At 56.9% G+C, this 22,184-nt stretch carries 29 protein-coding genes and 1 tRNA gene; 10 read left to right on the top strand and 20 right to left on the bottom strand.

All coding sequences use genetic code 11. The features are described 5' to 3' along the window. Positions 1-14: 14 nt before the first annotated feature. Positions 15-2,243, top strand: a complete 2,229-nt coding sequence (gene psaB, locus SYN7336_RS08820) for a photosystem I core protein PsaB (RefSeq protein ID WP_017325573.1) — start codon at positions 15-17, stop codon at positions 2,241-2,243. 399 nt (positions 2,244-2,642) lie between these two features. Next, positions 2,643-3,107, top strand: coding sequence for a GUN4 domain-containing protein (locus tag SYN7336_RS08815; RefSeq protein WP_017325572.1), 465 nt, complete (start codon positions 2,643-2,645; stop codon positions 3,105-3,107). Here the strand turns inward: SYN7336_RS08815 and SYN7336_RS25095 are convergent. Together SYN7336_RS25095 and SYN7336_RS25090 are read right to left on the bottom strand one after the other, a co-directional pair. Continuing rightward, positions 3,040-4,593, bottom strand: coding sequence for a GTP-binding protein (locus SYN7336_RS25095; RefSeq protein ID WP_017325571.1), 1,554 nt, complete (start codon positions 4,591-4,593; stop codon positions 3,040-3,042). The genes SYN7336_RS08815 and SYN7336_RS25095 overlap by 68 nt on opposite strands. An 11-nt stretch (positions 4,594-4,604) precedes the next feature. Further along, entirely contained in the window at positions 4,605-6,257 is a 1,653-nt protein-coding gene (locus tag SYN7336_RS25090) for a YcjF family protein (RefSeq protein ID WP_017325570.1), read from the bottom strand. 114 nt (positions 6,258-6,371) lie between these two features. On the opposite strand from SYN7336_RS25090, the gene SYN7336_RS08800 reads away from it, so the two are divergent. Further along, positions 6,372-6,443: transfer RNA gene (locus SYN7336_RS08800), tRNA-Gln, on the top strand. A 34-nt stretch (positions 6,444-6,477) separates the two neighbouring features. Here SYN7336_RS08800 and SYN7336_RS08795 read toward each other — a convergent pair. Then, positions 6,478-6,921: a hypothetical protein gene (locus tag SYN7336_RS08795; protein ID WP_017325569.1), complete on the bottom strand. Its 444-nt coding sequence runs from the start codon at positions 6,919-6,921 to the stop codon at positions 6,478-6,480. Positions 6,922-6,925: 4 nt separating this feature from the next. On the opposite strand from SYN7336_RS08795, the gene SYN7336_RS30720 reads away from it, so the two are divergent. Both SYN7336_RS30720 and SYN7336_RS08785 read left to right on the top strand, forming a co-directional pair. Further along, positions 6,926-7,084 (top strand): hypothetical protein, encoded by a 159-nt coding sequence (locus SYN7336_RS30720; protein ID WP_017325568.1) that lies wholly within the window; start codon positions 6,926-6,928, stop codon positions 7,082-7,084. Positions 7,085-7,240: 156 nt separating this feature from the next. Further along, a complete protein-coding gene (locus SYN7336_RS08785) occupies positions 7,241-7,435 on the top strand; it encodes a hypothetical protein (protein WP_017325567.1) in 195 nt (64 codons plus the stop codon). A gap of 170 nt (positions 7,436-7,605) precedes the next feature. Here SYN7336_RS08785 and sppA read toward each other — a convergent pair whose 3' ends face one another. Then, entirely contained in the window at positions 7,606-8,664 is a 1,059-nt protein-coding gene (gene sppA / locus SYN7336_RS25085; RefSeq protein ID WP_017325566.1) for a signal peptide peptidase SppA, read from the bottom strand. Positions 8,665-8,866: 202 nt separating this feature from the next. Here sppA and trxA point away from each other — a divergent pair, with 202 nt between their 5' ends. The 4 genes from trxA to SYN7336_RS08760 all read left to right on the top strand — a co-directional run bounded on the left by trxA (position 8,867) and on the right by SYN7336_RS08760 (position 13,352). After that, positions 8,867-9,202, top strand: coding sequence for a thioredoxin (trxA, locus tag SYN7336_RS08775; protein WP_017325565.1), 336 nt, complete (start codon positions 8,867-8,869; stop codon positions 9,200-9,202). An 82-nt stretch (positions 9,203-9,284) separates the two neighbouring features. Continuing rightward, positions 9,285-10,160: a transcription antitermination factor NusB gene (gene nusB / locus SYN7336_RS27850; protein WP_017325564.1), complete on the top strand. Its 876-nt coding sequence runs from the start codon at positions 9,285-9,287 to the stop codon at positions 10,158-10,160. 124 nt (positions 10,161-10,284) lie between these two features. Next, entirely contained in the window at positions 10,285-11,346 is a 1,062-nt protein-coding gene (chlG, locus tag SYN7336_RS08765; RefSeq protein WP_017325563.1) for a chlorophyll synthase ChlG, read from the top strand. A gap of 218 nt (positions 11,347-11,564) precedes the next feature. Beyond that, the gene (locus SYN7336_RS08760; protein WP_017325562.1) at positions 11,565-13,352 is read left to right on the top strand and encodes an N-acetylmuramoyl-L-alanine amidase; all 1,788 of its coding nucleotides are present in this window, start codon (positions 11,565-11,567) and stop codon (positions 13,350-13,352) included. Between the two features lie 14 nt (positions 13,353-13,366). Here SYN7336_RS08760 and SYN7336_RS08755 read toward each other — a convergent pair whose 3' ends face one another. Both SYN7336_RS08755 and SYN7336_RS08750 read right to left on the bottom strand, forming a co-directional pair. Continuing rightward, positions 13,367-13,801, bottom strand: a complete 435-nt coding sequence (locus tag SYN7336_RS08755; protein ID WP_017325561.1) for a pentapeptide repeat-containing protein — start codon at positions 13,799-13,801, stop codon at positions 13,367-13,369. Further along, a complete protein-coding gene (locus tag SYN7336_RS08750; protein WP_017325560.1) occupies positions 13,798-14,121 on the bottom strand; it encodes a hypothetical protein in 324 nt (107 codons plus the stop codon). The genes SYN7336_RS08755 and SYN7336_RS08750 overlap by 4 nt, the downstream gene beginning before the upstream one ends. Before the next feature lie 152 nt (positions 14,122-14,273). Here SYN7336_RS08750 and SYN7336_RS08745 point away from each other — a divergent pair, with 152 nt between their 5' ends. After that, entirely contained in the window at positions 14,274-14,813 is a 540-nt protein-coding gene (locus SYN7336_RS08745; RefSeq protein WP_083885886.1) for an endonuclease domain-containing protein, read from the top strand. A 147-nt stretch (positions 14,814-14,960) separates the two neighbouring features. Here the strand turns inward: SYN7336_RS08745 and SYN7336_RS08740 are convergent, their stop codons facing one another. From SYN7336_RS08740 to rpsC, 14 genes are all read right to left on the bottom strand, one after another. After that, entirely contained in the window at positions 14,961-15,878 is a 918-nt protein-coding gene (locus SYN7336_RS08740) for a histone deacetylase (protein ID WP_017325558.1), read from the bottom strand. Positions 15,879-15,902: 24 nt separating this feature from the next. Continuing rightward, positions 15,903-16,253, bottom strand: a complete 351-nt coding sequence (locus SYN7336_RS08735; RefSeq protein WP_017325557.1) for a rhodanese-like domain-containing protein — start codon at positions 16,251-16,253, stop codon at positions 15,903-15,905. A 190-nt stretch (positions 16,254-16,443) separates the two neighbouring features. Beyond that, positions 16,444-16,887 (bottom strand): 50S ribosomal protein L15, encoded by a 444-nt coding sequence (rplO, locus tag SYN7336_RS08730; RefSeq protein ID WP_017325556.1) that lies wholly within the window; start codon positions 16,885-16,887, stop codon positions 16,444-16,446. 77 nt (positions 16,888-16,964) lie between these two features. Then, a complete protein-coding gene (rpsE, locus tag SYN7336_RS08725) occupies positions 16,965-17,495 on the bottom strand; it encodes a 30S ribosomal protein S5 (protein ID WP_017325555.1) in 531 nt (176 codons plus the stop codon). Between the two features lie 50 nt (positions 17,496-17,545). Next, on the bottom strand, positions 17,546-17,908 hold the full coding sequence (gene rplR / locus SYN7336_RS08720; RefSeq protein ID WP_017325554.1) for a 50S ribosomal protein L18: 363 nt from the start codon (positions 17,906-17,908) through the stop codon (positions 17,546-17,548). 3 nt (positions 17,909-17,911) lie between these two features. After that, positions 17,912-18,448 carry a 50S ribosomal protein L6 gene (gene rplF, locus SYN7336_RS08715; RefSeq protein ID WP_017325553.1) on the bottom strand — a complete coding sequence of 179 codons (537 nt, stop codon included), beginning with the start codon at positions 18,446-18,448 and terminating at the stop codon, positions 17,912-17,914. A 24-nt stretch (positions 18,449-18,472) separates the two neighbouring features. Further along, a complete protein-coding gene (gene rpsH, locus SYN7336_RS08710; protein WP_017325552.1) occupies positions 18,473-18,877 on the bottom strand; it encodes a 30S ribosomal protein S8 in 405 nt (134 codons plus the stop codon). Between the two features lie 134 nt (positions 18,878-19,011). Next, positions 19,012-19,554, bottom strand: coding sequence for a 50S ribosomal protein L5 (gene rplE / locus SYN7336_RS08705; RefSeq protein WP_017325551.1), 543 nt, complete (start codon positions 19,552-19,554; stop codon positions 19,012-19,014). A gap of 47 nt (positions 19,555-19,601) precedes the next feature. Further along, a complete protein-coding gene (rplX, locus tag SYN7336_RS08700) occupies positions 19,602-20,000 on the bottom strand; it encodes a 50S ribosomal protein L24 (protein ID WP_017325550.1) in 399 nt (132 codons plus the stop codon). A 1-nt stretch (position 20,001) separates the two neighbouring features. Next, on the bottom strand, positions 20,002-20,370 hold the full coding sequence (gene rplN, locus SYN7336_RS08695) for a 50S ribosomal protein L14 (RefSeq protein WP_017325549.1): 369 nt from the start codon (positions 20,368-20,370) through the stop codon (positions 20,002-20,004). Beyond that, on the bottom strand, positions 20,367-20,639 hold the full coding sequence (rpsQ, locus tag SYN7336_RS08690; RefSeq protein ID WP_017325548.1) for a 30S ribosomal protein S17: 273 nt from the start codon (positions 20,637-20,639) through the stop codon (positions 20,367-20,369). Before rpsQ ends, rplN begins: the two co-directional genes overlap by 4 nt. Positions 20,640-20,659: 20 nt before the next feature. Further along, the gene (rpmC, locus tag SYN7336_RS08685) at positions 20,660-20,881 is read right to left on the bottom strand and encodes a 50S ribosomal protein L29 (protein WP_017325547.1); all 222 of its coding nucleotides are present in this window, start codon (positions 20,879-20,881) and stop codon (positions 20,660-20,662) included. A 2-nt stretch (positions 20,882-20,883) separates the two neighbouring features. Further along, positions 20,884-21,345: a 50S ribosomal protein L16 gene (gene rplP, locus SYN7336_RS08680; protein WP_017325546.1), complete on the bottom strand. Its 462-nt coding sequence runs from the start codon at positions 21,343-21,345 to the stop codon at positions 20,884-20,886. Between the two features lie 48 nt (positions 21,346-21,393). After that, complete coding sequence (rpsC, locus tag SYN7336_RS08675; RefSeq protein ID WP_017325545.1) at positions 21,394-22,149, bottom strand: 30S ribosomal protein S3; 756 nt, start codon at positions 22,147-22,149, stop codon at positions 21,394-21,396. Between the last annotated feature and the right edge of the window lie 35 nt (positions 22,150-22,184).

The following is a 22,184-nucleotide window of genomic DNA, read 5'->3' as shown; positions in this document are numbered from 1 at the left end:
CGCAAGGAGGATTAATGGCAACTAAATTTCCACAGTTTAGCCAGGACCTCGCTCAAGATCCGACTACTCGTCGGATTTGGTACGGGATTGCAACGGCCCATGACTTTGAAAGTCATGACGGGATGACCGAAGAGGGTCTGTATCAGAAACTCTTCGCCACCCACTTCGGCCATTTGGCAATCATCTTCCTATGGGCGTCTGGCAACTTATTCCACATTGCCTGGCAAGGCAACTTCGAGCAGTGGATCGCCAATCCTAGCGGTGTGACTCCGATCGCACACGCTATTTGGGATCCCCACTTCGGTTCGGCAGCAGTCGAAGCCTTCACTCAAGATGGCGGCTACGGCCCCGTCAATGCTGCTTACTCCGGTCTTTACTACTGGTTCTACACCATCGGTATGACCACCAATACCGAGCTGTTTACTGGCTCTGTATTCCTGTTGGTTCTCGCAACTCTGTCTTTGGTCGCCGGTTGGCTGCACTTGCAGCCGGGCTTCCGCCCCAAGTTGCGTTGGTTCAAAGATGCCGAGTCTCGCCTCAACCACCACTTGGCTGGTTTGTTCGGCGTTAGCTCTCTGGCTTGGACCGGTCACTTGGTCCACGTTGCGATTCCCGAATCTCGGGGCATCCACGTGGGTTGGGATAACTTCCTGAGTGTGGCTCCCCACCCTGCAGGTCTGAAGCCATTCTTCACCCTCAACTGGGCTGCCTACGCTCAGAACCCCGATACGACAAGTCACGTCTTCGGCACGGGTGAAGGTGCGGGAACAGCCATTTTGACTTTCTTGGGTGGTTTCCATCCCCAGACTGAGTCTCTCTGGCTGACCGACATGGCCCACCACCACTTGGCGATCGCCGTAATCTTCATCGTTGCCGGCCACATGTACCGCACTAACTTCGGTATCGGTCACAGCATGAAGGAGATTATGGCTGCCCACAACCCTCCCGAAGGTACTCCCTTTGGAGGCATTCTGGGTAACGGTCATGCTGGTATCTACGATACCTACAACGAGTCGTTGCACTTCCAATTAGGATGGCACCTGGCTTGTTTGGGGGTTGTGACCTCTCTCGTTGCGCAGCACATGTATTCGCTGCCGCCATACGCTTTTATGGCTTCCGACCATACGACAATGGCTGCACTATACACACACCACCAGTACATCGCTGGTTTCTTGATGGTGGGTGCGTTTGCTCACGGCGCTATCTTCTTAGTCCGCGACTACGATCCCGAGGCCAATAAGAATAACGTGCTGGCTCGAGTGCTCGAGCACAAGGAAGCGATTATCTCCCACCTGAGTTGGGTATCGCTGTTCTTGGGCTTCCACACCTTGGGTCTTTACGTCCACAACGATGTGATGCAAGCCTTCGGTACCCCCGAGAAGCAAATCTTGATCGAGCCTCTGTTTGCTCAGTTCATCCAAGCGTCTCACGGCAAGTTGATCTATGGCATGGATGTGCTCTTGGCCAACCCAGATAGTGTGGCTTACACTGCCTTTCCGAATTACGGCAATGTGTGGCTACCGGGTTGGTTGGATGCCATCAATAGCCCCAGTGGTTCGTTGTTCCTTCCCATCGGTCCCGGTGACTTCTTGGTTCACCACGCGATCGCACTGGGCTTGCACACCACTACTTTGATCTTGGTCAAGGGCGCTCTCGATGCACGCGGCTCCAAGCTGATGCCCGACAAAAAAGACTTTGGCTACAGCTTCCCCTGTGACGGCCCCGGTCGTGGCGGCACCTGCGACATCTCTGCGTGGGACGCCTTCTACCTAGCCATGTTCTGGATGCTGAATACCTTGGGTTGGGTGACCTTCTACTGGCACTGGAAGCACCTCGGAGTCTGGAGCGGCAATGTCGCTCAGTTCAACGAGTCTTCTGTGACCATTATGGGTTGGCTGCGGGATTACCTGTGGTTGAACTCCGCTCAGTTGATCAACGGCTACAACCCCTACGGTATGAACAACCTAGCGGTGTGGTCCTGGATGTTCCTGTTCGCCCACTTGGTTTGGGCAACCGGGTTCATGTTCTTGATCTCCTGGCGCGGCTACTGGCAAGAGCTGATTGAGACCCTCGTTTGGGCTCACGAGCGCACCCCTCTGGCGAACCTAGTTCGCTGGAAGGACAAGCCCGTTGCTCTGTCCATCGTTCAGGCTCGTTTGGTGGGTCTGGCGCACTTTACCGTGGGCTACATCCTCACCTACGCGGCATTCCTGATTGCCTCGACAGCAGCCCAATATGGCTGACGTCCTGACAGACTCAACTAGGACTTAAGAGAAGCCCCCTGCCCCGCAGGGGGTTTTCTCGTAGATTCTATCGATGCCGGGGTTAGTGTGAGAGAGCCGGGAAGACCTGAGTTCGATGACTCTGCATGCCCTCACCCCCAGCCCCTCTCCCAAATTTGGGAGAGGGGAGAAACGGCCTCAAGTCCTTCATCTACCGTTTTGTTCCCCTTCCCCCAAAATTACGGCTGACGCCGCCACGCTTCGCGAGGGGGGAAGGGGTTAGGGGATGGGGGCCAGACACTTGTCGAACTGACATGGGAAGGGTGCTCTAGACTTTATACTGAGAGGCGATCGCGTCTGTGGAAATGCTGCTCTCCAGCCTGCCATAGTGCGCCCCACCCCCATTCAGTCACTGTATGCATGACGCAAACTCCAGTCCCCCTTCAATCGGAACGCGGCCTCGATTATTCGCAACTGCAGCAGTTGTTGGCGGCAGGAGAATTCGAGCAGGCCGATCGCCTGACGGTGCAACTGCTCTGCAAGCTTGCCGGACCGGCAACGGAGAAGCGCAAGTGGCTGTATTTTTCTGACGTGGCGATGTTGCCGACGACCGATTTGCGCACGATCGATGCTTTGTGGCGAGCCTATTCTAGCGATCGGTTTGGCTATTCAGTGCAGCGGCAGATTTGGAAGAATTTGGATCGAAATTGGGACCGATTTTGGCCGGAAATCGGCTGGAAGCAGGACAACCACTGGACGCGCTATCCAGGAGAGTTTACCTGGGATACGAGCGCGCCCAAGGGACATTTGCCGCTGACTAATCAGTTGCGGGGGGTGCGGGTGATGTCGGAGTTGCTCGAGCACCCCGCTTGGAAATCTGACTGAGGCTGGGGGGGAATGCAGAATTGGGGGGAGAGAGCTTGTCCAAGCCCAAGTTATCGCTGACTTCTTGGCGGATGCGCTGCAGGATCGAGCCTTTATCCAATCGAGATAGGACAGATTTCATCGCCTGCTTGGGGCTAATGGGGTTTTCGTTGCAACTGGCTTTGAGGTACTCCCTCACCGCTTGACCAATCAAGTAAGAGGTCAGCCCTGCCGTGCTAGCTTGGGCGATCCCGGCGGTGCTATAGGCGGGGAAACTGCTGGCTAGGGAGCTACCTCCTGAAGCGATCGCTGCCCCCAACGCAGCGGTTTTGCCCAAGCCCAACATGAGACTGGTGGAGAGTTCCACTGCAATCAAACCCACCCAACTGAGGGCGAGTTTGCGAATGAGGTCTCGGGCACCGTAGCGGCTCATGGCGATGCCGTACTGGCGGGCGAGGGTGGTGACGAGGCCGATATCGATGGCAATGCCCCCCAAGATGTCTAAGAGGACGAAGGGGTTGGCGAAAATCGCCAGCGATTTGAAGCCGACGAATTTCCAGATTGTTTCTGAAATTTTGTCCTCTTGCAGGTGCAGTTTCTTCTCAATTAGGCGATCGCGCACCTCATCAACAGAGCGCAAGATATTGAGGGCGATCAGCGCTTGACCTTCCCGCTTGACGAGCTGAACGAGCCGCTTTTTCAGCGCAGAGATCTCTGGCGACTGCTCTTCCCACAGGGTTGTCACCGAGCCATCCTCAGCCTCTACCCGAACCTCTTCTGGTTTCGGGGCGGCCGAGACCAGCACGATTTCGTCGGGAGAGATGAGCTGCCTGAGCTCGGGCTGGGTGAGTTGTTCGTAGAGGGTTTGCCGATCGCGATCGGGATAGAGATCGATTTTGTTGAAGGCCAGCACAATAGGCTTTTGTAGCTGCCGCAGTTGCTTGAGGGCTTGGGTTTCGCAATCGGTCATGTCTCCCGAAATGACGAACAGAATGAGATCGGCTCGGCGAGCGACATCGAAGGCCAGTTGCTCGCGGGTTTCGCCATCTACATCGTTGATGCCGGGGGTATCGAGCAGTTCCAAGTGCAGCAATTCAGTGGCGGTTTTGCCGTTGCTGGGTGGGCAGGAATCGCGTGGGGTGGATTGAGAAGAGGCTTTGGCTGGGGCCGATCGCACTCTTACGGCCCACTGCAGCGAGGTGGCGGAATGGGTCGTTCCGTGGGCCGCTCCGGTGGCGACGGCGGGCTTGCCCACGAGGGCATTGATTGTGGCCGACTTGCCCTGTCCGACGAGACCGAAGACCGCGATGGAGAGGCGATTGCGCTCCAGTTTGGTCTTGAGGGCATCCAGTAGGCGCAGTTCCGTTTCGCACACCTGCAACTCTTGGGGGGTGAGTTCGATCCCGTCGAGGGCGTGCGCCAATGTCGCTCTAGCGCGATCGAGGGGACTGTTTGGAGGCGAATCTGTCGCTGGCGTAGGCGTGGACTGGCTGGAGGAGGCCGACATAGGGGAGAAGGTTAGCTAGCTTGGACGGTGGCGCGATCGCGGGGCAAGGGTACGGGAGAGACTTCGTTCGAGCCCCCCGAGCTTGCGGCGATCGCCTCAGGGGTTTGGGGCGTTTGAGTGGGGAGGAGCGATCGCTTGGCTGCTTTCGCGGCTTGACGCAGGAAGGTCTCGATAAATTCGGTGCGACTGCCGAGCTGCAGTTGAGTCTTAACCCGATCGAGCATCGTCTCCTCGTCCCAGGGGGTATCGCTTTCCAACCAATCGAGGTAGCTCGCGCCCGCTACGCGGGTTAAGTAGGCGCAACTGAGTGCCTGTAGCGAAACCCCCATCGGCATTAAGGGAGAGGCTTTGAGAGCACTGCCCAGCACCTGCGTGGCCACTTCAACGCCGCCAATTTTCAGCATCACCTGTCCGAAGGATTTCGCCATTTGCTCGGCCCGTTTGAGGGAGATTTTGCGATTGTAAATGGCGTGCAATTTGCCAATTGTGCGGGCGTTGATGGCAGCGGCAGCTAATAAATCTAGAACCGGCACAGGATTGACGGCGATCGCCGCTGCAGTCGTCCACTGCATCCGTTGAATCACCTGTTCGGCACGGGAACGGCGGCTACTGGCGATCGCCGCTTCAGCCCCAGAGGCAAGAGAGCGCGCCTTTTGCAAGGCATTCGCCAAGCGTAGCTGGGTGCCCTCCCGCTTGAGGACGCGACCGAGTTGGGCGGTCAATTCCTGCGTATCGGGCAAGCGCTCGGCATAGGTTTCGACGATGGTGCCGTCCACTTCGTGCCGCCGCACCTTGATAGGGACGGGATCGGCGGCCACTTTAACCACAGTGCCTGAGGGCATTACTCGATCGGTTTTGCTCTGCAGGCTGTCAACGATCTCTTGCACGTCTGACGGAACGTACTGGTCTGTTTTGTTCAGGACCACCACCATCCGCTTGCCAATTTCAGCTAAGGTGCGGAGCTGCTCGTATTCTGTTGCTGTCATATCCCCCGATACGACAAACATGAGGAGATCGGCGTGTTTGGCAAGGGTCACCGCTTCCGACTCGCCCGTCAGACCTACCGCCTGCAGCCCTGGCGTATCGGCAATTTCAATTTTCCCTCCCACTCCCGGAATGGCATAGGTATGAATAGCTCCGGCTTGGGTTGTGCCCAAAGTGGGGGCAGTATCGCCGACGCGATGGCCCAAGAGAGCATTGACCAGGGAGGTTTTGCCAGCGGAACTGGTGCCGAATACGACTAGACGCAATTGATTGGCCGCCAGCTCGCGACCGATCCGTTTGGCTTGCTGGCGCAGCGATCGCCGCGCGATATCGTTTTGCAGCTTTTCTAGCAGCTCGTCCAAGTTGCCCAACTCCCGTTCCACCCGCTCGGGGGTTACTTTCAGCAGTTGAGTCGATGTTTTTGGGTTTCTCTTTTGTTGTTTGGCAGGAAAGATAGAGAACCGCTTGCCGCCCGCCAGCACCCACACCCAATATCCCCCCGAACCGACGAGTCCAAGCGTCGCTAGACCGAGGGTCACAGTGAGGAGATTGGCCAGCCAGGGAGCGGTGGGGGCAACAGCAGTATGCAAAGAGGCCAGGTTGGAAATGGCTTGTTCCAACACCACGAAACCGCCCGCTGTCAGCAGGATCGGTTTGAGCGGAAAGGGTCGTTGGGGCATTGGCGGCCAGTCGAGCGCAGTTGCTTCCTATCTTGACATCGGTTGGCGTTCGAGGGGAGCCACGGGCAGCCTTGACAGAAGTTTTTTGGTGTCGCTACAGTGTTAAAGCGCCATTGGGGCATCGCCAAGTGGTAAGGCAGCGGGTTTTGGTCCCGCCATTCGGTGGTTCGAATCCATCTGCCCCAGTTTTTCTCAGCAAACTAGACTTTATCCCAGCAAACTAAGATCTCGCTCTCGCCATCGCGGGAGCGTATTTGATGGCTAGGTAGATTGCCACCATGCCGAGCAGCGACACGGACCATCCCAACCACTGTTCGCCCGCGATCCAAAGAATGGCTAGGGTTGAGGCTAAAGCGTCAGCAATAAGAACTGGCAAGCGATCGCGCCTGCTCCAGGGTCGCACTGGAATTGTGGCGGCGGGATCGAGTTGGAGGGTAGCAGTCAGGTTGAAGGCGAGCTGACCGCCCAAAACGATCGCGATGCCAACCCCCAGCCAGCGCCAGCCCAGCAGGAAACCCACGAGTTCCGAGCTAATGGCAACCGTGACGGGACGAATAAACCCGCCCAAATCCGCTTGGGGCAGGAGTCGTTTCACCTGCTGCCACTGTTCGACATCCACCATGGCCATGCGTGCGGCATCAAACAGAAATAGGACTAAAGTCACAGCGATGGCTCGTTCGCTCCAGGTGGCAGCCCTGACGAGACGCAGCAAGAGTCCCGAGCAGGCGATCGCGAACCCCAGCCTCAGCCAGGGGCTTATCTCTGCCTCGACCCAACGGTTCCTATCGAATCTCCAGCGCCATCCCATCGCGGTTGCTCAGCTCTGACATAAAAGCGGCATCGTATCAGATTTTGTCAAAACGGTATCGCAGTACGCTTGCAGGATTTTTGCCCCTCGGACTAAGCTGATACCATCAGTTGGTAGGGTTCGAACCCGCAAACTGGGCGCTGTCAACAGTGGCAAAAATTTACGAAACGTTGCGATGACATCTTCTGCCTCACAACAAGATTGCCGAACCGTCTGGAATCCCCTCCGTCAGGCGATCGCCGAAAGCTCTGGGTTTCAGGAGTGGCGACAGTCGCAGACCAGTGAAGCAACAGGCGATCGCCCATCTGTCTCCTTAGATGTGCTCGTCCATCGCTATCTCAAAGAAACGCTTTCCACATTGGCCTACTAGTAATAGGCTGGGCACCGAGTCACTGGACGGGTGATTGCCGCCTACTCCTTGCACTGCACTGAAAAGTCCTTATTCCCAAAAGACTCTTTATTTTTAAATAAGTCTCTAGCGCGATAGCAGCATCTAGATGCTGCTATCGCGTTCTGGGTTTTTCATGTAGGGAGCAAACTTTAGGGAACGAGCTGAGCCTGCAATTGCATCCAGGGGGATAGCCACAGAACTGGTGCGTCGGACAAGTTGGAAGTAGTCTGCATCGCCGGAGAGGGGGAAAGTAGAGCGTTGCCTGGAGAGGGGGAGAAGCCGGAGAATTGAGATTGGAATAGATTCCAGAAGAGATTGAGATCGGGAAACTCGGTACTGACGGGGATATCGTCATTGCCGATCCAGGTGCGCAAATTGGCGATCGCCTCGTCAATACCGCCCAATTCGTCCACTAAACCAGCGGCTAATGCCTGCTGGCCGGTGAAAATGCGTCCGTCAGCGAGCTGGCGAACCTGTTCCACTGTCATCCCCTCTCGCGCTTGCATAACCTCCTCGCTCAGAACAGCCTCGGCGTTCTCGGGTAGGTGCTGGCGACCCCGCGCCACATCCTCAATAAATTGTTGATAGGCGTTGTCAATCAAATCTGCCAGCAGTTCCCGCTCGGGCTCGGACAGGGCTCGGGTGGGGGAAAGGAGGTCTTTGAACTGGCCGGTTTTGATAGTTTCGGGACTGATGCCGATTTTCTCTAACAATTCGGCAGCATTAATGCCTTGAATAATCACCCCAATGCTGCCCACCAAGCTACCCGGATAGGCCACAATCTCGTCTGCTGCACTGGCTGTGTAATAGGCACCGCTAGCGGCCAGATCCCCCACAGCCACCACAATCGGCTTGTTCTCGCGCACTTTCTTCACCGCACGGTACAGCTCTTGGCTGGCTCCCACCGTACCGCCGGGACTATTTAATTTGAGCAATACCCCCTTGACGCGATCCTCTTTCGCCAGTTGTCGCAGGCGTGCGGCAACTTTGCGCGACCCCATCAGTCCGCTAGCGTCTGCCGAGATTGGCCCCTGCAGAGAAATCGCCACAATGCGATCGCCCCGAGGCCAAAAACTTTCGCCACTCAAACTGGGGGGAGCAATGGATTCGCTGCTAGATGGCGTAATAGAGGATTGACGCGACGCGGTGATAGCCGCAAAGAAACAGACCACGATTAGGGCGATCGCCAGGATGCGATTGAGCTGCATCGAATAGACCTAGGGAGCGGTAACTGTCTCAATCCTACGCGATGGGTTTGCCTTTTTGAAGGCAGAGTGAAGCGGGAACCTTCGGCCTGTGTCGATGAAAGCGATTGCAGCGAGCTTAAGAAATCGCATCGATCCCCCGAACCACTGCAGGAGAGAGCTACCATCGCAGTCATAGAGCTCCCGAGCGAAAGGAGAGATTGGCGTGGCTCAGAAACAGACCTTTAGCAGTTTTGCCGACATGATCCAACAATCGGAAACGCCTGTATTGGTGGACTTTTATGCCCAGTGGTGCGGTCCCTGCCGGATTATGGCCAATATTCTGGATGTGGTGAAGGGGCAGGCGGGAGACGATCTAATGGTGGTGAAGATAGATACGGAAAAGTATCCGCAGATTGCCTCGCAGTGGCAGATAGAGGCTCTGCCTACCGTCGTGCTGTTTAAAGACGGCCAGCCGCTCGATCGCATCGAAGGGGTGATGCAGCCCGACGAACTCTTAGCCAGACTGAGGCAGCGCTTGCAGGCTGCGACCACCGCTTGAGATCGAGTGCGGGGCGGCACCTCCGCCATGCAGCGGTCGCCGACCTGATAGCATAGCAAAGCCCTCTTCCCAAACTACTGCAATGCAATCCAGGCGCGTCGCCCGAGAACTCGCTTTGCTAGCCGCCAGCCAGCTACCGGCTGCGCCCGACAAGCTCGAAGACAAGCAGCTCGAAGATTTTGTGGTAGCGGCAGTGCGATCGCTGTCGGACGAGATGCGAGATGCCTTGGGGGCGGCAGGGGATGAGTTGAGCAAAGGCGATCGCCTCCTGAGTGAGGGGGAATTGTCTCTGCCAGTGCAGCTAGAGCCAGTATCGAAGGGGTCGGAGGCGACCCAAACGAAGCGGGAAGCTGTGGGGGAGCGGGTCGAGCTGGCCCGATTGCAGGCGGTGCAGAAACAACTTGCCCGTTTGGAAGCTACCCTACGCACCGCCGATCCCGCCCGCCCATCAGCCAGTAGCCTATTGAGTGAATTGCGGGGGGCGGTGATGCAAGCCAATCTAGCGGTGGGTTCGGCCACACAGTACTTGACTGATTTTGAAACTCGCTTGCAGGGGGCTCGCAAGAGTACCATCGAGGCGATCGCCTCGACGCAAAAGGCGATTAATTGCTTGGGGGCAACGGTCACATTCCCCGAATTCGTGCAGTTGGCCGATCGTGCCGACGTGCGCAATTATGCTCTCCAGTTAGTGAAAACGCTGCAGGCTAGTAAGGGGGAAATTGACGAACGCTTGCAGGCAGCATTGGTGGGGTGGAATTTGAAGCGGTTGGGGCGGGTGGAACGAGATATTCTGCGCCTGTCGGTGGTGGAGATCGATATTTTGCAAACAGTGCCCGAGCGGGTGGGGATTAACGAGGCGGTGGAGTTGGCGAAAACCTATGGGGGGGAAGAATCTCCTGCGTTTGTGAATGGCGTGTTGCGTCGGTTATTTGCGAAGTTTCAGCCCGCTTCTTCGTAGGGATGGAAAACGAACGCTGGCAAGCCCAGCGGCTAATGGCAAAATCCGCCAAAATGTAAGGATGAAAGCGTCTCTCTCACGCGAGCGAGCGAGAAGCCGATGGTTGTTACTGCGATCGCGATCTATGTCTGAATCTGTTGCACCCGAACCGCAAAATGCTCCCGATCTGGAGGTCGATATACCGCTGCCCGATGCTAGTGGGGTTGCGGCTGTCGAAGATGGCAATGGAGCGGCCTCGAAGGGGGCGCGAGCTCGCCAAATGTTGGGCATGAAGGGGGCGGAGGTGGGCGATCGCTCCGTCTGGCAAATTCATTTGCAGTTAATGAAGCCCGTAACTTGGATTCCGCTGATGTGGGGGGTGGTGTGCGGCGCGGCTTCCTCTGGCGGCTACGAGTGGACTTGGGAGTGTTTTGCCCAATCGATGGCCTGCATGTTGATGTCGGGGCCGTTGCTGGCGGGTTATACTCAAACGTTGAACGACTATTACGATCGCGAGATTGACGCCATTAACGAGCCCTACCGTCCGATTCCCTCGGGGGCGATTTCCCTCCAGCGGGTGATTGCCCAGATTTGGCTGCTGCTGCTGCTGGGGTTGGGGCTGGCGTTTGGGCTGGATGTGTGGGCTGCGCACGAGTTTCCGATTATGACGGTGTTAGCCGCGTTCGGCATCTTCGTGGCTTATATCTATTCGGCACCGCCCCTCAAGCTGAAGCAAAATGGCTGGTTGGGGAACTATGCCTTGGGCTCTAGCTATATTGCGCTGCCTTGGTGGGCGGGCCACGCGCTCTTCGGTCAGTTAAATGCCACGGTTATTGCGATCACGCTGATTTACAGCCTTGCCGGTTTGGGGATTGCGGTGGTGAATGACTTCAAGAGTGTGGAGGGCGATCGCGAGTTGGGTCTGCAATCTCTGCCCGTTGTATTTGGCGTTCAAAAGGCCGCTTGGATTTCGGTCACTACGATCGATGTCTTTCAAATTAGTATGGCGATCTTTTTGGTGGTGGTGGGTCAAAATCTGTTGGCCACTCTGATTGTCTTTTTGGTGATTCCGCAGATTGTGCTCCAGGATATGTACTTCTTGCGCGATCCGGTTGCCAACGATGTTAAGTATCAGGCGAGTGCCCAGCCGTTTCTGGTGTTGGGCATGTTGGTGATGGCGTTTGGTATGGCTCGGGCTGGAATTTAGGCCCGAGAGACTGGTTTTGCTAGATCTGAGTTCCATGATTCTGCATTGCCCTCACCCCCGGCCCCTCTCCCTAGGGAGAGGGGAGGAACAGCCGCAAAGCTTGGCTGGGATTTCTCCTAGCCTCAAGGTACGGCTGATGACAGGCTTTGCGAGAGGAGTTGAGGCTGGAAGACAGGCAGTTGTCGAAGTGACCTTGCTAGATATTGAGGAGGGTGGCGATGAAACGCTGGAGAGTGGTGGGGGTGGCGATCGCCATTCTGTTGGGGGCTCTAATTGTCACCGGCAGGCCGAGTGTTGCGGATGACTGGCAGATTGTCTATCCGCCCGAGAATCACAGTACGGCATCGCAGTCTATCTTTTTTATCGGCACCGCCCCCGCCCGCACTCAAGTCACGGTGAACGGGCAAGCGATCCACCGCAGTCCCGCCGGTCACTTTGCCCCCAGCTTTCCCTTAGCGATCGGCAGCAACACATTTACTTTTATTCTGCGACCCTCCAACGGAGCTCCTCAGCAGTTCGTGCGCCAGGTCACTCGCCTCAACCCGATCCGTTCGGCTCCTGCAACCGTTGGCTTGCTGTCAGATACCATCCAACCGCAAGGGGATGTGTGGAAACAACCGGGGGAGGTGGTTTGCTTTGAGGCGATCGGCACTCCCAATGCCGATGTCAGCGTGCGCTTGTGGGATGAGTTGGTGCCGTTGGTGGCTGACTCGAATGTGACGAGTTTGCCGGTGGCAAATGCGATTTTAACGGGGGAGATTGAGGCGGTTCCTGTCGTACAAGCAGGGCGGTATCGAGGCTGTGCAAACTTGCCGGACAGTCGTGCCGGTGGGGAAACGAGCCCGCAAATTGTCTTGACCGCCAGCGGTCAAACGGTGACGGCAAATGCTGGCCTCCTGCGGGTGCTCGACCCTCAAGCAACGCTGGTGGCAAGGGCGAATACCGATGATGCGATCGCCCGCAACGGTCCCAGCAGTTCTTATATCCGTTACTCCCCTTGGCCGCAGGGCACTCAATCGGAGATTGTCGGGCGAGAGAATGACTGGCTCCAGACTGCATCGGAGAAGTGGATTGCGGCGGCCCAAGCGGAGATTGTGTCTGTGCCCGAGCCTCCCCGCAGCGCGGTTGGGAGCGTGCAGTTGACGCGGGTGGGGGAATGGACGGAGTTGCGCTTGCCGCTGACGGTGCGGTTGCCCTACAACGTCACAGAAGAGCCGGGTCAGATCGTGCTGGAGTTGGATGGGGCATCGTTGCAGACGGACTTTTTTCGGATGGATGCTGACGATCCGTTGGTGACGGCGGTGAGTTGGGGGCAGGTGAGTGGCGATCGCATTCGCTACAAGCTGCATTTATCGCGGGATTATGCTTGGGGGTACGAGGCGACTTATGAGGGCACGACGTTGTTGTTGCGGGTGCGCCATGCGCCTCAGACGGATGCCAGCGCGCCGTTGAGGGGGCTGAAGATTGCGATCGACCCCGGTCACGGCGGCGAGATCGATTTGGGGGCGCGGGGGCCGAATGGGTATCCCGAAAAGGCGCTGAATTTGAGTGTCAGTCAGCGGTTGGCGGCTCTGTTGCGCGAGCGTGGGGCTGAGGTGTTGATGACTCGTACGGCAGATGTGTTCGTGCCCTTGGCCGATCGTGCCGATCTGCAAGGGGATGCCGAGCCTCATCTGTTTGTCAGCATCCATTACAATGCTCTGCCCGATAGTGGCGATGCTGAAAACACGCGCGGGATTGCTAGCTTTTGGTATTTTCCCCACAGTCGTCCACTGGCTCAAGCGTTGCATTTAGATTTGCTGCGGGATTTGGGTCAACCGGATTACGGTCATTTCTTTTCCAGTCTGGCGGTGATTCGGGCTACGAGCTGTCCTTCGGTGTTGTTGGAGTTGGGTTTTACGATCAACCCGGAGGAGTTTGAACTGATTGTTACGCCCGAGCACCAGCAGAGGACGGCAGAGGCGATCGCTGATTCGTTGGCTCGCTATGTGGGCGATCGGACTTGAGGGAGTTTGGGGGTTTAGGTGGAGAATTGGGCGATCGCTTGCAGGATGGTGCTGATGTTGGCGGCGATGGAAAGGCCGTTGAAAAAGGCTAGGGCACCTTTGGCTTTACGTTTGCTGTCGGGGGCTTTTGGGTTGGCGAGGGCGGTTTCTAGGGTGGCTAGAGCAAGGATTCCTGCGAAAGCAGTCATCACACCAGAAATTGCCGCGAATAGAACTGAGAGGGCAAGTAAACTCAGAAACCAACGGCGCTGTAATCCCGCTGTGACATTGCTAAAATTTGCTCCCGTGAAATTCGCCCTGACAAAATTTGCTCCACGAATATCCGCGTCGCTAAAGTCAGCCCCCCGCAGGTCTTGCCCCTTAAACGATCGCCCCCGTAAATTCTGACCGCGAAAGTCTAGCGGGCTTCGAACAGCATTCCCTCCCGAAAAGTGGGTCGATTGCTTCATCCTTTCGAGCCCGATCGCAACAAGCCTTGTAACTCCTTCTCAATGCCTGCAGGAGGATATCCAGCTAAACCGGCTTCGATTAAACGCCTAGCCTCTTCAATCTCTCCACAATCGATCGCCAAAGCAGCCGCGCTTCTATGCAACACCGACCGAGTCGGTTCGAGGTCAAATCTCTGCTCGATTAAATCCGCTACCTGACGCTCCCGCTCAAAAGCCTGACGAGCCCATACAACCGCCTCGGCATCACCCCGAAGGCGAGCCAGTAGCATTCGGTCTACCAGCTCCATCGCTTCTTCGTGCAGTTCGGCAACGTCTTTCATATTTAGACAATTTTCGAACGAGAGATGCCAAATTCTACCACTGAGACCAGTGCGGGGCGATCCTGAGATCGAAAAACTACGGATCTCAATCTAGTCGCGGTTTATAATGACCTCCGATCTGACATTCTTTACCAATGCGTTAGAGTTAGATGATGCAGGAGATTACGAAGCCGCTGGGGGTACAGCCCTCACCCCCAGCCCCTCTCCCTCGGGGAGAGGGGAGCAAGAATGGAGAGGCGCATCTTACTCCCCCTTCTCCCCAGGGAGAAGGGGGCCGGGGGGATGAGGGCAATACCCTCACCGGCAAGCTCCGACAAATTCCCCGCACACTCTTAGAACGTGCCCGTGAATTACGATCGCATCAAACCTCAGCCGAGCAGATTCTATGGGAATGCTTGCGCGATCGCAGACTCAATCATGGCAAATTCAGACGACAGCACAATATGGGTCGCTACATCGCCGATTTTTACTGCCACGCGGCAAAGCTTGTCATTGAGCTGGATGGTGGAATCCATCAAACCCAAATCGAGCGGGATCGCGAGCGGGATGCTTGGATGCGATCGCATAGCCTGACTGTTCTGCGCTTGCAAAATCAACAGGTTTTTGATGACTTGGAAGGGGTGTTGCAGATAGTCATGGAGGCCCTCACCCCCAGCCCCTCTCCCCGGGGAGAGGGGAGCAAGAATGCCTGAGGTATCCGATAGTCTATTCCCTGCACCAAAATCACAGCGGCGATCGCCTCTGAAACATACATCCGTAGCGGTCCCAGAGCTATTGTGGATATATAGACCTAACTGTCGAAAGTACCTGCCAGTAATGCAATTCGCAGGCTCATTGCGTCACAAGCCATAGTGGCGACACACCTCGTCAGCTGCTCGATGCAACAGCGAGTGACGATATACTAACGATGCGATATCGCTGGCATAGCCGCCCCCAATCACTGCTGCTACCGGATAGCCAGCCCCCACACAGGTGTTTAATACCTGCATTTCGCGACGATAGATGCCGGTATCGGTGAGAGCTAGTTTGCCGAGGCGATCGTCTACATGGGGATCGACTCCCGCATCGAACAAAACGAGATCGGGCTTGAAATCGGCCAACACATCCGGCAAATAGGCTGCCAGCGTCTGTAGGTAGTCTTCATCCTCCATTCCCACCGGTAGCGGCACATCCAATGAGCTTTGCTGTTTAGTGCCGGGAAAATTGTCTTGGCAGTGCATCGAAAACGTAAATACGCTGGGGTCGTTGTGAAAAATAACGGCGGTACCATCTCCCTGATGCACATCTAAATCCACAATCAAAATCCGTCGAGCCAACTGCCGCCGTTGCAACACCCGCGTCGCCACCGCCAGATCGTTGAAAATACAAAAGCCCGACCCATAGTCTGGAAACGCATGATGGGTGCCCCCAGCCGTGTTACAAGCAAGACCGCGATCGAGGGCCAGTCGAGCGGTGAGGATCGTGCCTCCGATCGCCCGACAAGTGCGCCGCACCACCGACTCGCTCCAGGGCAAACCAATACGGCGCATCGCTTTATCGTCGAGCCTGCCGTCGCAATAAGCCGCCACATAATCAGGATCGTGCACCAGTTGCAAGCACTCGCGGCTGGGCATCTCCGGTTCAAAACAGTATCCCTGACGCGCGATGCCCTCCTGCTGCAACATCTCGAACAACCGCTGGAACTTGGGCATGGGAAAGCGATGGCCGTCCGGCAGCGGCGCAACGTAGTCGGAATGGTAGACGATGGGAACAGGCATGTGCGAAGGGCGAGAGGCGAGAGCTCAGTATTGAGGCAGAGTGGGATCGATTCTCTCCGACCAAGCGGCAATGCCGCCACTAATATTACTCACGTCGGTAAACCCTTGCTGAATCAGCCAAGCGGTCATCTGGGCCGAGCGCATGCCGTGGTGGCACATAACGTAGGTGGGCAGGGCGGGTGCGAGCTCGTCCAGGATGGTTTCGCTCCATTGGTCGTAAGCACTCAACGGGTAATTGCGAAACCCCAGATCGTTCAAATTGGCGATCGCCAACTCCTGCACTTCGCGCACGTCAATCAATTGCAATTGGCCGACTTCTACTGCACGGACAAGCTCGCAAAATTCTTCGATCGAGACTTGAGGGAGAGATTGCATCGGGTCGATCGCGGAAACTGCAGCATCAATCTTAACTCTGGTGGCAGCTCAATCTCGGTATTTTCCGCTTGCCTCGCTCACTCTTGCTTGTCCCGAGACTGATTTTCTCGAGCTCCGCCCGCCCCAGCACAGTTCTTCCATTACTTCTGGGGCCTGTGGAACTTGGTATCGAGCGAGCCTTTAGTGCGCTCTAAATGAGTTCGAGGCTGCCGCCAGCCGCTTCGATCTTCTCGCGAGCGGACTTCGTTGCCGCCGCCGCCTTCACCGCGAGCTCGACCGATAAATCGCCATCCCCCAAAATCTTGAGTGGGCCATTAGATGCTGTCAGAATGCCAGCCTCTAGCAAGCTCTCCAAACTGACTTCAGTGCCCGCCTCCAGCTCGTTCAGATCCCCCACATTGATAATGGTGAAGTGCTTGGGGTTGACAATGGTGAAGTGCTTCAGCTTGGGCAAGCGCCGGTAAAGGGGCATTTGTCCCCCTTCAAAACCAGGGCGAGTCCCGCCGCCAGAACGGGATTTTTGGCCGCGCATACCTTTACCGCCTGTAGCACCCTGTCCGGCGGAGATGCCGCGACAGAGGCGACGCTTGCGGCGGGTGGCACCCGCTTGAGGACGAAGGTCATTCAAACGCATAACAAGCTCTTGAAAGGATGGACTGGAAGCGGGCAAGTGGAGAAAAAGACGGGGAAAAGAGGCGATCGCCGCAGGCGCTAAACGCTGTATAGCCTGGACACCTCAATGCCGCGCTCTTCTGCCACAGAGCCGAAGGTCCGCAACAGACTCAAGGCATCGATAGTGGCCCGGGCATTGTTGAGGGGGTTGCTGGAACCCAATTGTTTGGCTAAAGCATTGCGCACGCCAGCCAACTCCAACACAGTGCGAACGGCACCGCCCGCAATCACGCCGGTACCGGGGGCGGCTGGCATGACCAAGACGCGAGCGCCACCTGCTTCTCCCGTCATGCGGTGGGGCAGCGATTGGCTGGAGGTGAGGGGCACGGTTATCAAGTGCTTTTTGCCATCCGCCACGGCTTTGCGCACGGCTCCGATCACGTCGTTTGCCTTGCCGACGCCAACGCCCGCTTGGCCCTTCTCGTTACCCACCACCACCACAGCGCGGAAGCTGAGGGACTTACCCCCCTTGACCACCTTGGTGACGCGGCGAATTTGCACCACTCGCTCCTGCCATTCGGAAGCTTCGCGGGTCTCGCGACTCTTTTTTCTACTGCGACGTTCAGCCATGATTGATGTCCTAAAAAGTGGATTGAGTGGGCCTCAATGTAAAAGGCTAGCTAAAACTCCAGACCGGCTTCGCGAGCCGCATCGGCTAGAGCTTTGACACGACCGTGGTAAAGCTTGCCGCCGCGATCGAACACCACCTGTTTAATCCCTGCGGCGATCGCCCGTTCGGCCACTTGCTTGCCCACTGCCGCCGCCGCTGTTTGGTTGCTGCCCGGGCTCAGCGCCTGACGCAACTCTGCATCTAGTGTAGAAGACGCCACCAAGGTGTGCTGAGCAGCATCGTCGATGACTTGAGCGTAGATATTTTGGTTGGAGCGATACACCGCCAAACGGGGGCATGCTGCAGTTCCGGTCACCTTGCGGCGAATGCGCTGGTGACGGCGGCGGGTGTTTTGCTTTCGACTCAGTTTCATGGCTTATTTACCAGACTTGCCAGCTTTACGTAGGATGTACTCTCCGGCATAGCGGATGCCCTTGCCTTTGTAGGGTTCGGGGGGGCGAACCGCACGAATGGTGGCGGCGGTGTTACCCACTAGTTCTTTATCGATACCGGTCACAATCACGTTGGTGTTGCCCTCAACCGCCAACTGAATGCCTTCGGGCGCGGGAATTTCCACCGGGTTGCTATAACCGACGTTCAAAACGAGTGTGGTTCCTTTGGCTTGGGCGCGATAGCCCACCCCCTGAATCTCCAAGCGCTTTTCAAATCCCTGCGAGACCCCCTCAACCATATTGGCCACCAACGTGCGGCAAAGGCCGTGCATTTGGCGACCGACGCGGGTACTGTCAACCGGTGCGACCTTGACTTCGCCACCGTCGAGAACCACCGTGACTTTGGCTGGAATCGTGCGCTGCAGTTCCCCTTTAGGGCCTTTCACCGCGACATCCTGACCCTCAATCTTGACGGTCACTTTGTCGGGAATGGGAATGGGTTGCTTGCCAATACGAGACACGATCGGAACTCCTGAACGGGTGACTTAGTAGACGTAGCAGAGGACTTCGCCGCCAATGCCGCTGCGGCGGGCATCGCGATCCGTCATGATGCCGCTAGAGGTGGAAATGATGGCAATGCCAATGCCCCCCAATACGCGGGGCAGATCTTTGCGGTTCTTATACACCCGCAGGCCGGGACGGCTGACCCGCTGTAGCTTGGTGATGATCGGCTTGCGGTGCTTGCCCTTGTATTTGAGGGACAAGACAATGTCCTTGCCAAGACGGGCATCGGCCTCCTCGAACCCCTCGACAAACCCTTCTTCGGTCAATACGCGAGCGATGTTGCGGGTCATCTTAGTGGACGGTAGCGTCACCGCGTCTTTCCGCGCCAGCGTGGCATTGCGGATGCGGGTGAGCATATCGGAGATAGTGTCGTTTGTGTGCGCCATGTGCAGTTACCTCTAAGCCTGCAGAGCGAGACGGATGGGTTGAAGCGGGGCCGGGAAGGCAGTTGCTCGTCGTACAGTGTGTCGAATCACGATCGGAATACCAAGGGGGTGAAGGGGCTGGGGAGAGTGGCTACCTAGGAAGCGAAGGGCATGCCGAAGGCTTTGAGCAGGGCTCGACCGGCGTTGTCGTCGGTGGCGGTGGTGACAATCGAAATGTCCATGCCTCGGATTTGGTCGATTTGGTCGTAACTAATTTCGGGGAAAATCAGTTGCTCCCGCACGCCAATCGTGTAGTTGCCGCGACCGTCAAACCCCTTGGGGCTGACGCCGCGAAAGTCGCGGATTCGGGGCAGGCCGACGTTGAGCAGGCGATCGAGAAACGCATACATCTTTTCTCGCCGCAGGGTGACCTTGAGACCGACCGGCATGCCTTCCCGGATTTTGAAGCTGGCGATCGCCTTTTTGGCCCGCGTAATCACGGGACGCTGACCGGTAATCTTGCTGATTTCAGCTAGCGAAGCTTCCAGCGCCTTGGCGTTTTGGGAGGCTTCGCCCAAACCGCGATTGACAACAATCTTCTCCAGCTTGGGTACCTGGTGAATATTTTTGTAACCCAGCTCCTGCATGAGCTGCGGCACGAGTTTCTCGGTGTAGCGCGTCTTGAGACGTTGTGACATGGTCGGTTCTCAACAGAAAAATAAGGGCCAGACAGCTCCCGGAGGGATTAGTCGAGGATTTCGCCAGTTTTCTTCAGCATGCGCACCTTGCGCCCTTCGGGGGTGAAGGTATAAGCAATCTTGCTCGCCACTTCTTCCTTTTTGGAATAAGCCATCACATTAGAGACGTGAATGGGAGCTTCGCTGGTTTCAATCCGACCGCTTTCCCCTTCCCGCTGCGGCTTGATGTGGCGGGTGCGGATGTTGACGCCGTCCACCACCACCATATTTCTGGCGGGCAGGGTAAATAGAATTTCGCTAACAGTGCCTTTGTCGCTGCCGGCAATCACCTGAACGGTATCGCCCTTTTTGACTTTCATCTTGTAGCGCAGGGAATTGCGATGGGCGCGAATACCTGGCTGCTTGGCTAGGGCAGCAATTTGGCTGCGCTTGAGTTTGCGGGCCATTTTACAGAACCTCCGGAGCGAGCGAGACGATCTTGGTGAAGTTCTTCTCCCGCAACTCTCGGGCCACCGGACCGAAGACGCGGGTGCCGCGAGGGTTTTGGTCGGGGTTGATCAGGACGGCAGCGTTGTCGTCAAACCGAATCGTCATGCCGTTCGGGCGGCGAATCGACTTGACGGTCCGCACCACCACGGCTTTGACCACATCCGACTTTTTCACCGGCATATTGGGGGCAGCGTCTTTAACCACCGCCACGATCACATCGCCCACATGGGCGTAGCGACGACCGGTACTGCCCGGAACGCGGATGCACTGGATGCGCCGAGCGCCCGTGTTGTCCGCCACATTGAGCATGGTTTCCTGCTGGATCATGACTTCGCTCCTGGGGTGAGGATGTCAGCAACTTCCCAGCGCTTAGTTTTGCTCAGGGGCCGGGTTTCGGCAATGCGGACGCGATCGCCCTGCTTGCAGCGATTGTCTGCATCGTGGGCCTTATACTTGTGGGTTCTGACCACAATCTTGCCGTACTTGCTATGGGAGATGCGACTCTCGACAGCCACCACGATGGTTTTATCCATCTTGTCGCTGACCACTAGGCCAATGCGCTCTTTGCGGCGCTTTGCTTGACTTGTTTCAGACACGTTCGGGGTCCCTCACTCGCTTAAGAATCCACTGCATTAGCTTTCGTTCTGGAGCGTTCGCCCTCAACCGTCATCAGTTGGCCCAGACGGTGCTTGGCTAACTTGATTTGGTGGGGCTTTTCCAGTTGGCGGGTGGCTTTTTGCAAGCGAAGCTCAAATAACTCTTTTTTCACCGCCAGAATTTCGTCACTCAGTTCCTCGTCAGAGAGAGCGCGAGCCTCTTCGATGTTGGGCATCGGCATGACTAGTTACCTCCATCCTCGGTAGAAGGTTCGGCAGCAGCGCTTCCCTCAACTGGGGTCTCGCGCACCACAAACTTGGTTTTAATCGGCAACTTTTGGGCCGCCAGCCGCATCGCTTCTCTCGCCACAGACTCAGATATGCCCCCCATCTCGAACATGATGCGACCGGGCTTGACCACCGCCACCCAAAATTCAGGATTCCCTTTACCGGAACCCATCCGGGTTTCAGCCGCGCGCATCGTCACGGGTTTGTCGGGAAAAATCCGAATCCAGATTTTACCGCCGCGACGCACCGATCGAGTCATGGCTCGACGGGCTGCCTCAATTTGGCGGGAGGTAATCCAAGAAGGCTCGGTGGCCGCGAGGCCAAATTCGCCAAAGCTAACCTTGTTGCCGCGAGTGGCTTTACCCCTCATGCGGCCTCGCTGTTGCTTGCGAAATTTTGTGCGCTTGGGACTTAACATTGGGTACGGTTCCTCTCCATCAGCAGTGAGCGGCTGTCAGCTCGGGGTTTACCCCTCAGCTGCCGAACGATCTTCAAATGTGGGACGGCGGCGCTGCGAGCGGCGCTTGGGCTGTTGGGTGGGAGCGGGGCGGGTTTCCAGCTCTTGACCGGGCAGGATCTCGCCCTTGAAGACCCAAACCTTGACGCCGATGATGCCAAATGTCGTTTTGGCGTCGTGTTCGGCATAGTCGATATTGGCCCGCAACGTGTGCAGCGGAATGCGGCCTTCGCGGGTCCACTCGGAACGAGCGATTTCCGCTCCGTTCAGACGCCCGCTAATCTGAATCTTGATCCCCTCTACCCCGGCCCGTTGAGCCCGCTGGATCGACTGGCGCACAACACGTCGGAAAGAGACGCGGCGCTCCAGTTGTTGAGCAATGCTCTCGGCAATTAGGGCCGCTTCGGCATCGACGCGAGTGACTTCCACGACGTTGATGCGAACGGTGCGGGTTCCCCCTTCAGCGGCGGGGCTGCCATCCAGTTCTTTGAGCAGGCCGACGCGGAGGGCTTCGATGCCAGAACCGCCGCGACCGACCACCACACCGGGACGGGAGGTGTGAACTTCCAGATCGATTTGGTCGGCTTTGCGCTCGATCGCGATGTCGGCCAAGCCCGCATTAGTGAGATTCTTGCGCAGATAGGCGCGAATCTTATGGTCTTCCTGTAATAGGGCGGGATAGCGATCGGGGCTGGCAAACCAGCGACTGCGGTGAGTCTTGGTGATGCCCAGGCGAAAGCCGGTTGGATGAATCTTCTGTCCCATAATGTGATGCGCTTGGTTAACGATGCAGGAGGCTT

Source organism: Synechococcus sp. PCC 7336 (assembly GCF_000332275.1).
In the GTDB taxonomy this organism is placed as follows: domain Bacteria; phylum Cyanobacteriota; class Cyanobacteriia; order Thermostichales; family PCC-7336; genus PCC-7336.
The sequence above is the reverse complement of the archived record's forward strand: the minus strand, read 5'-3'. Positions and strand labels throughout refer to the sequence as shown.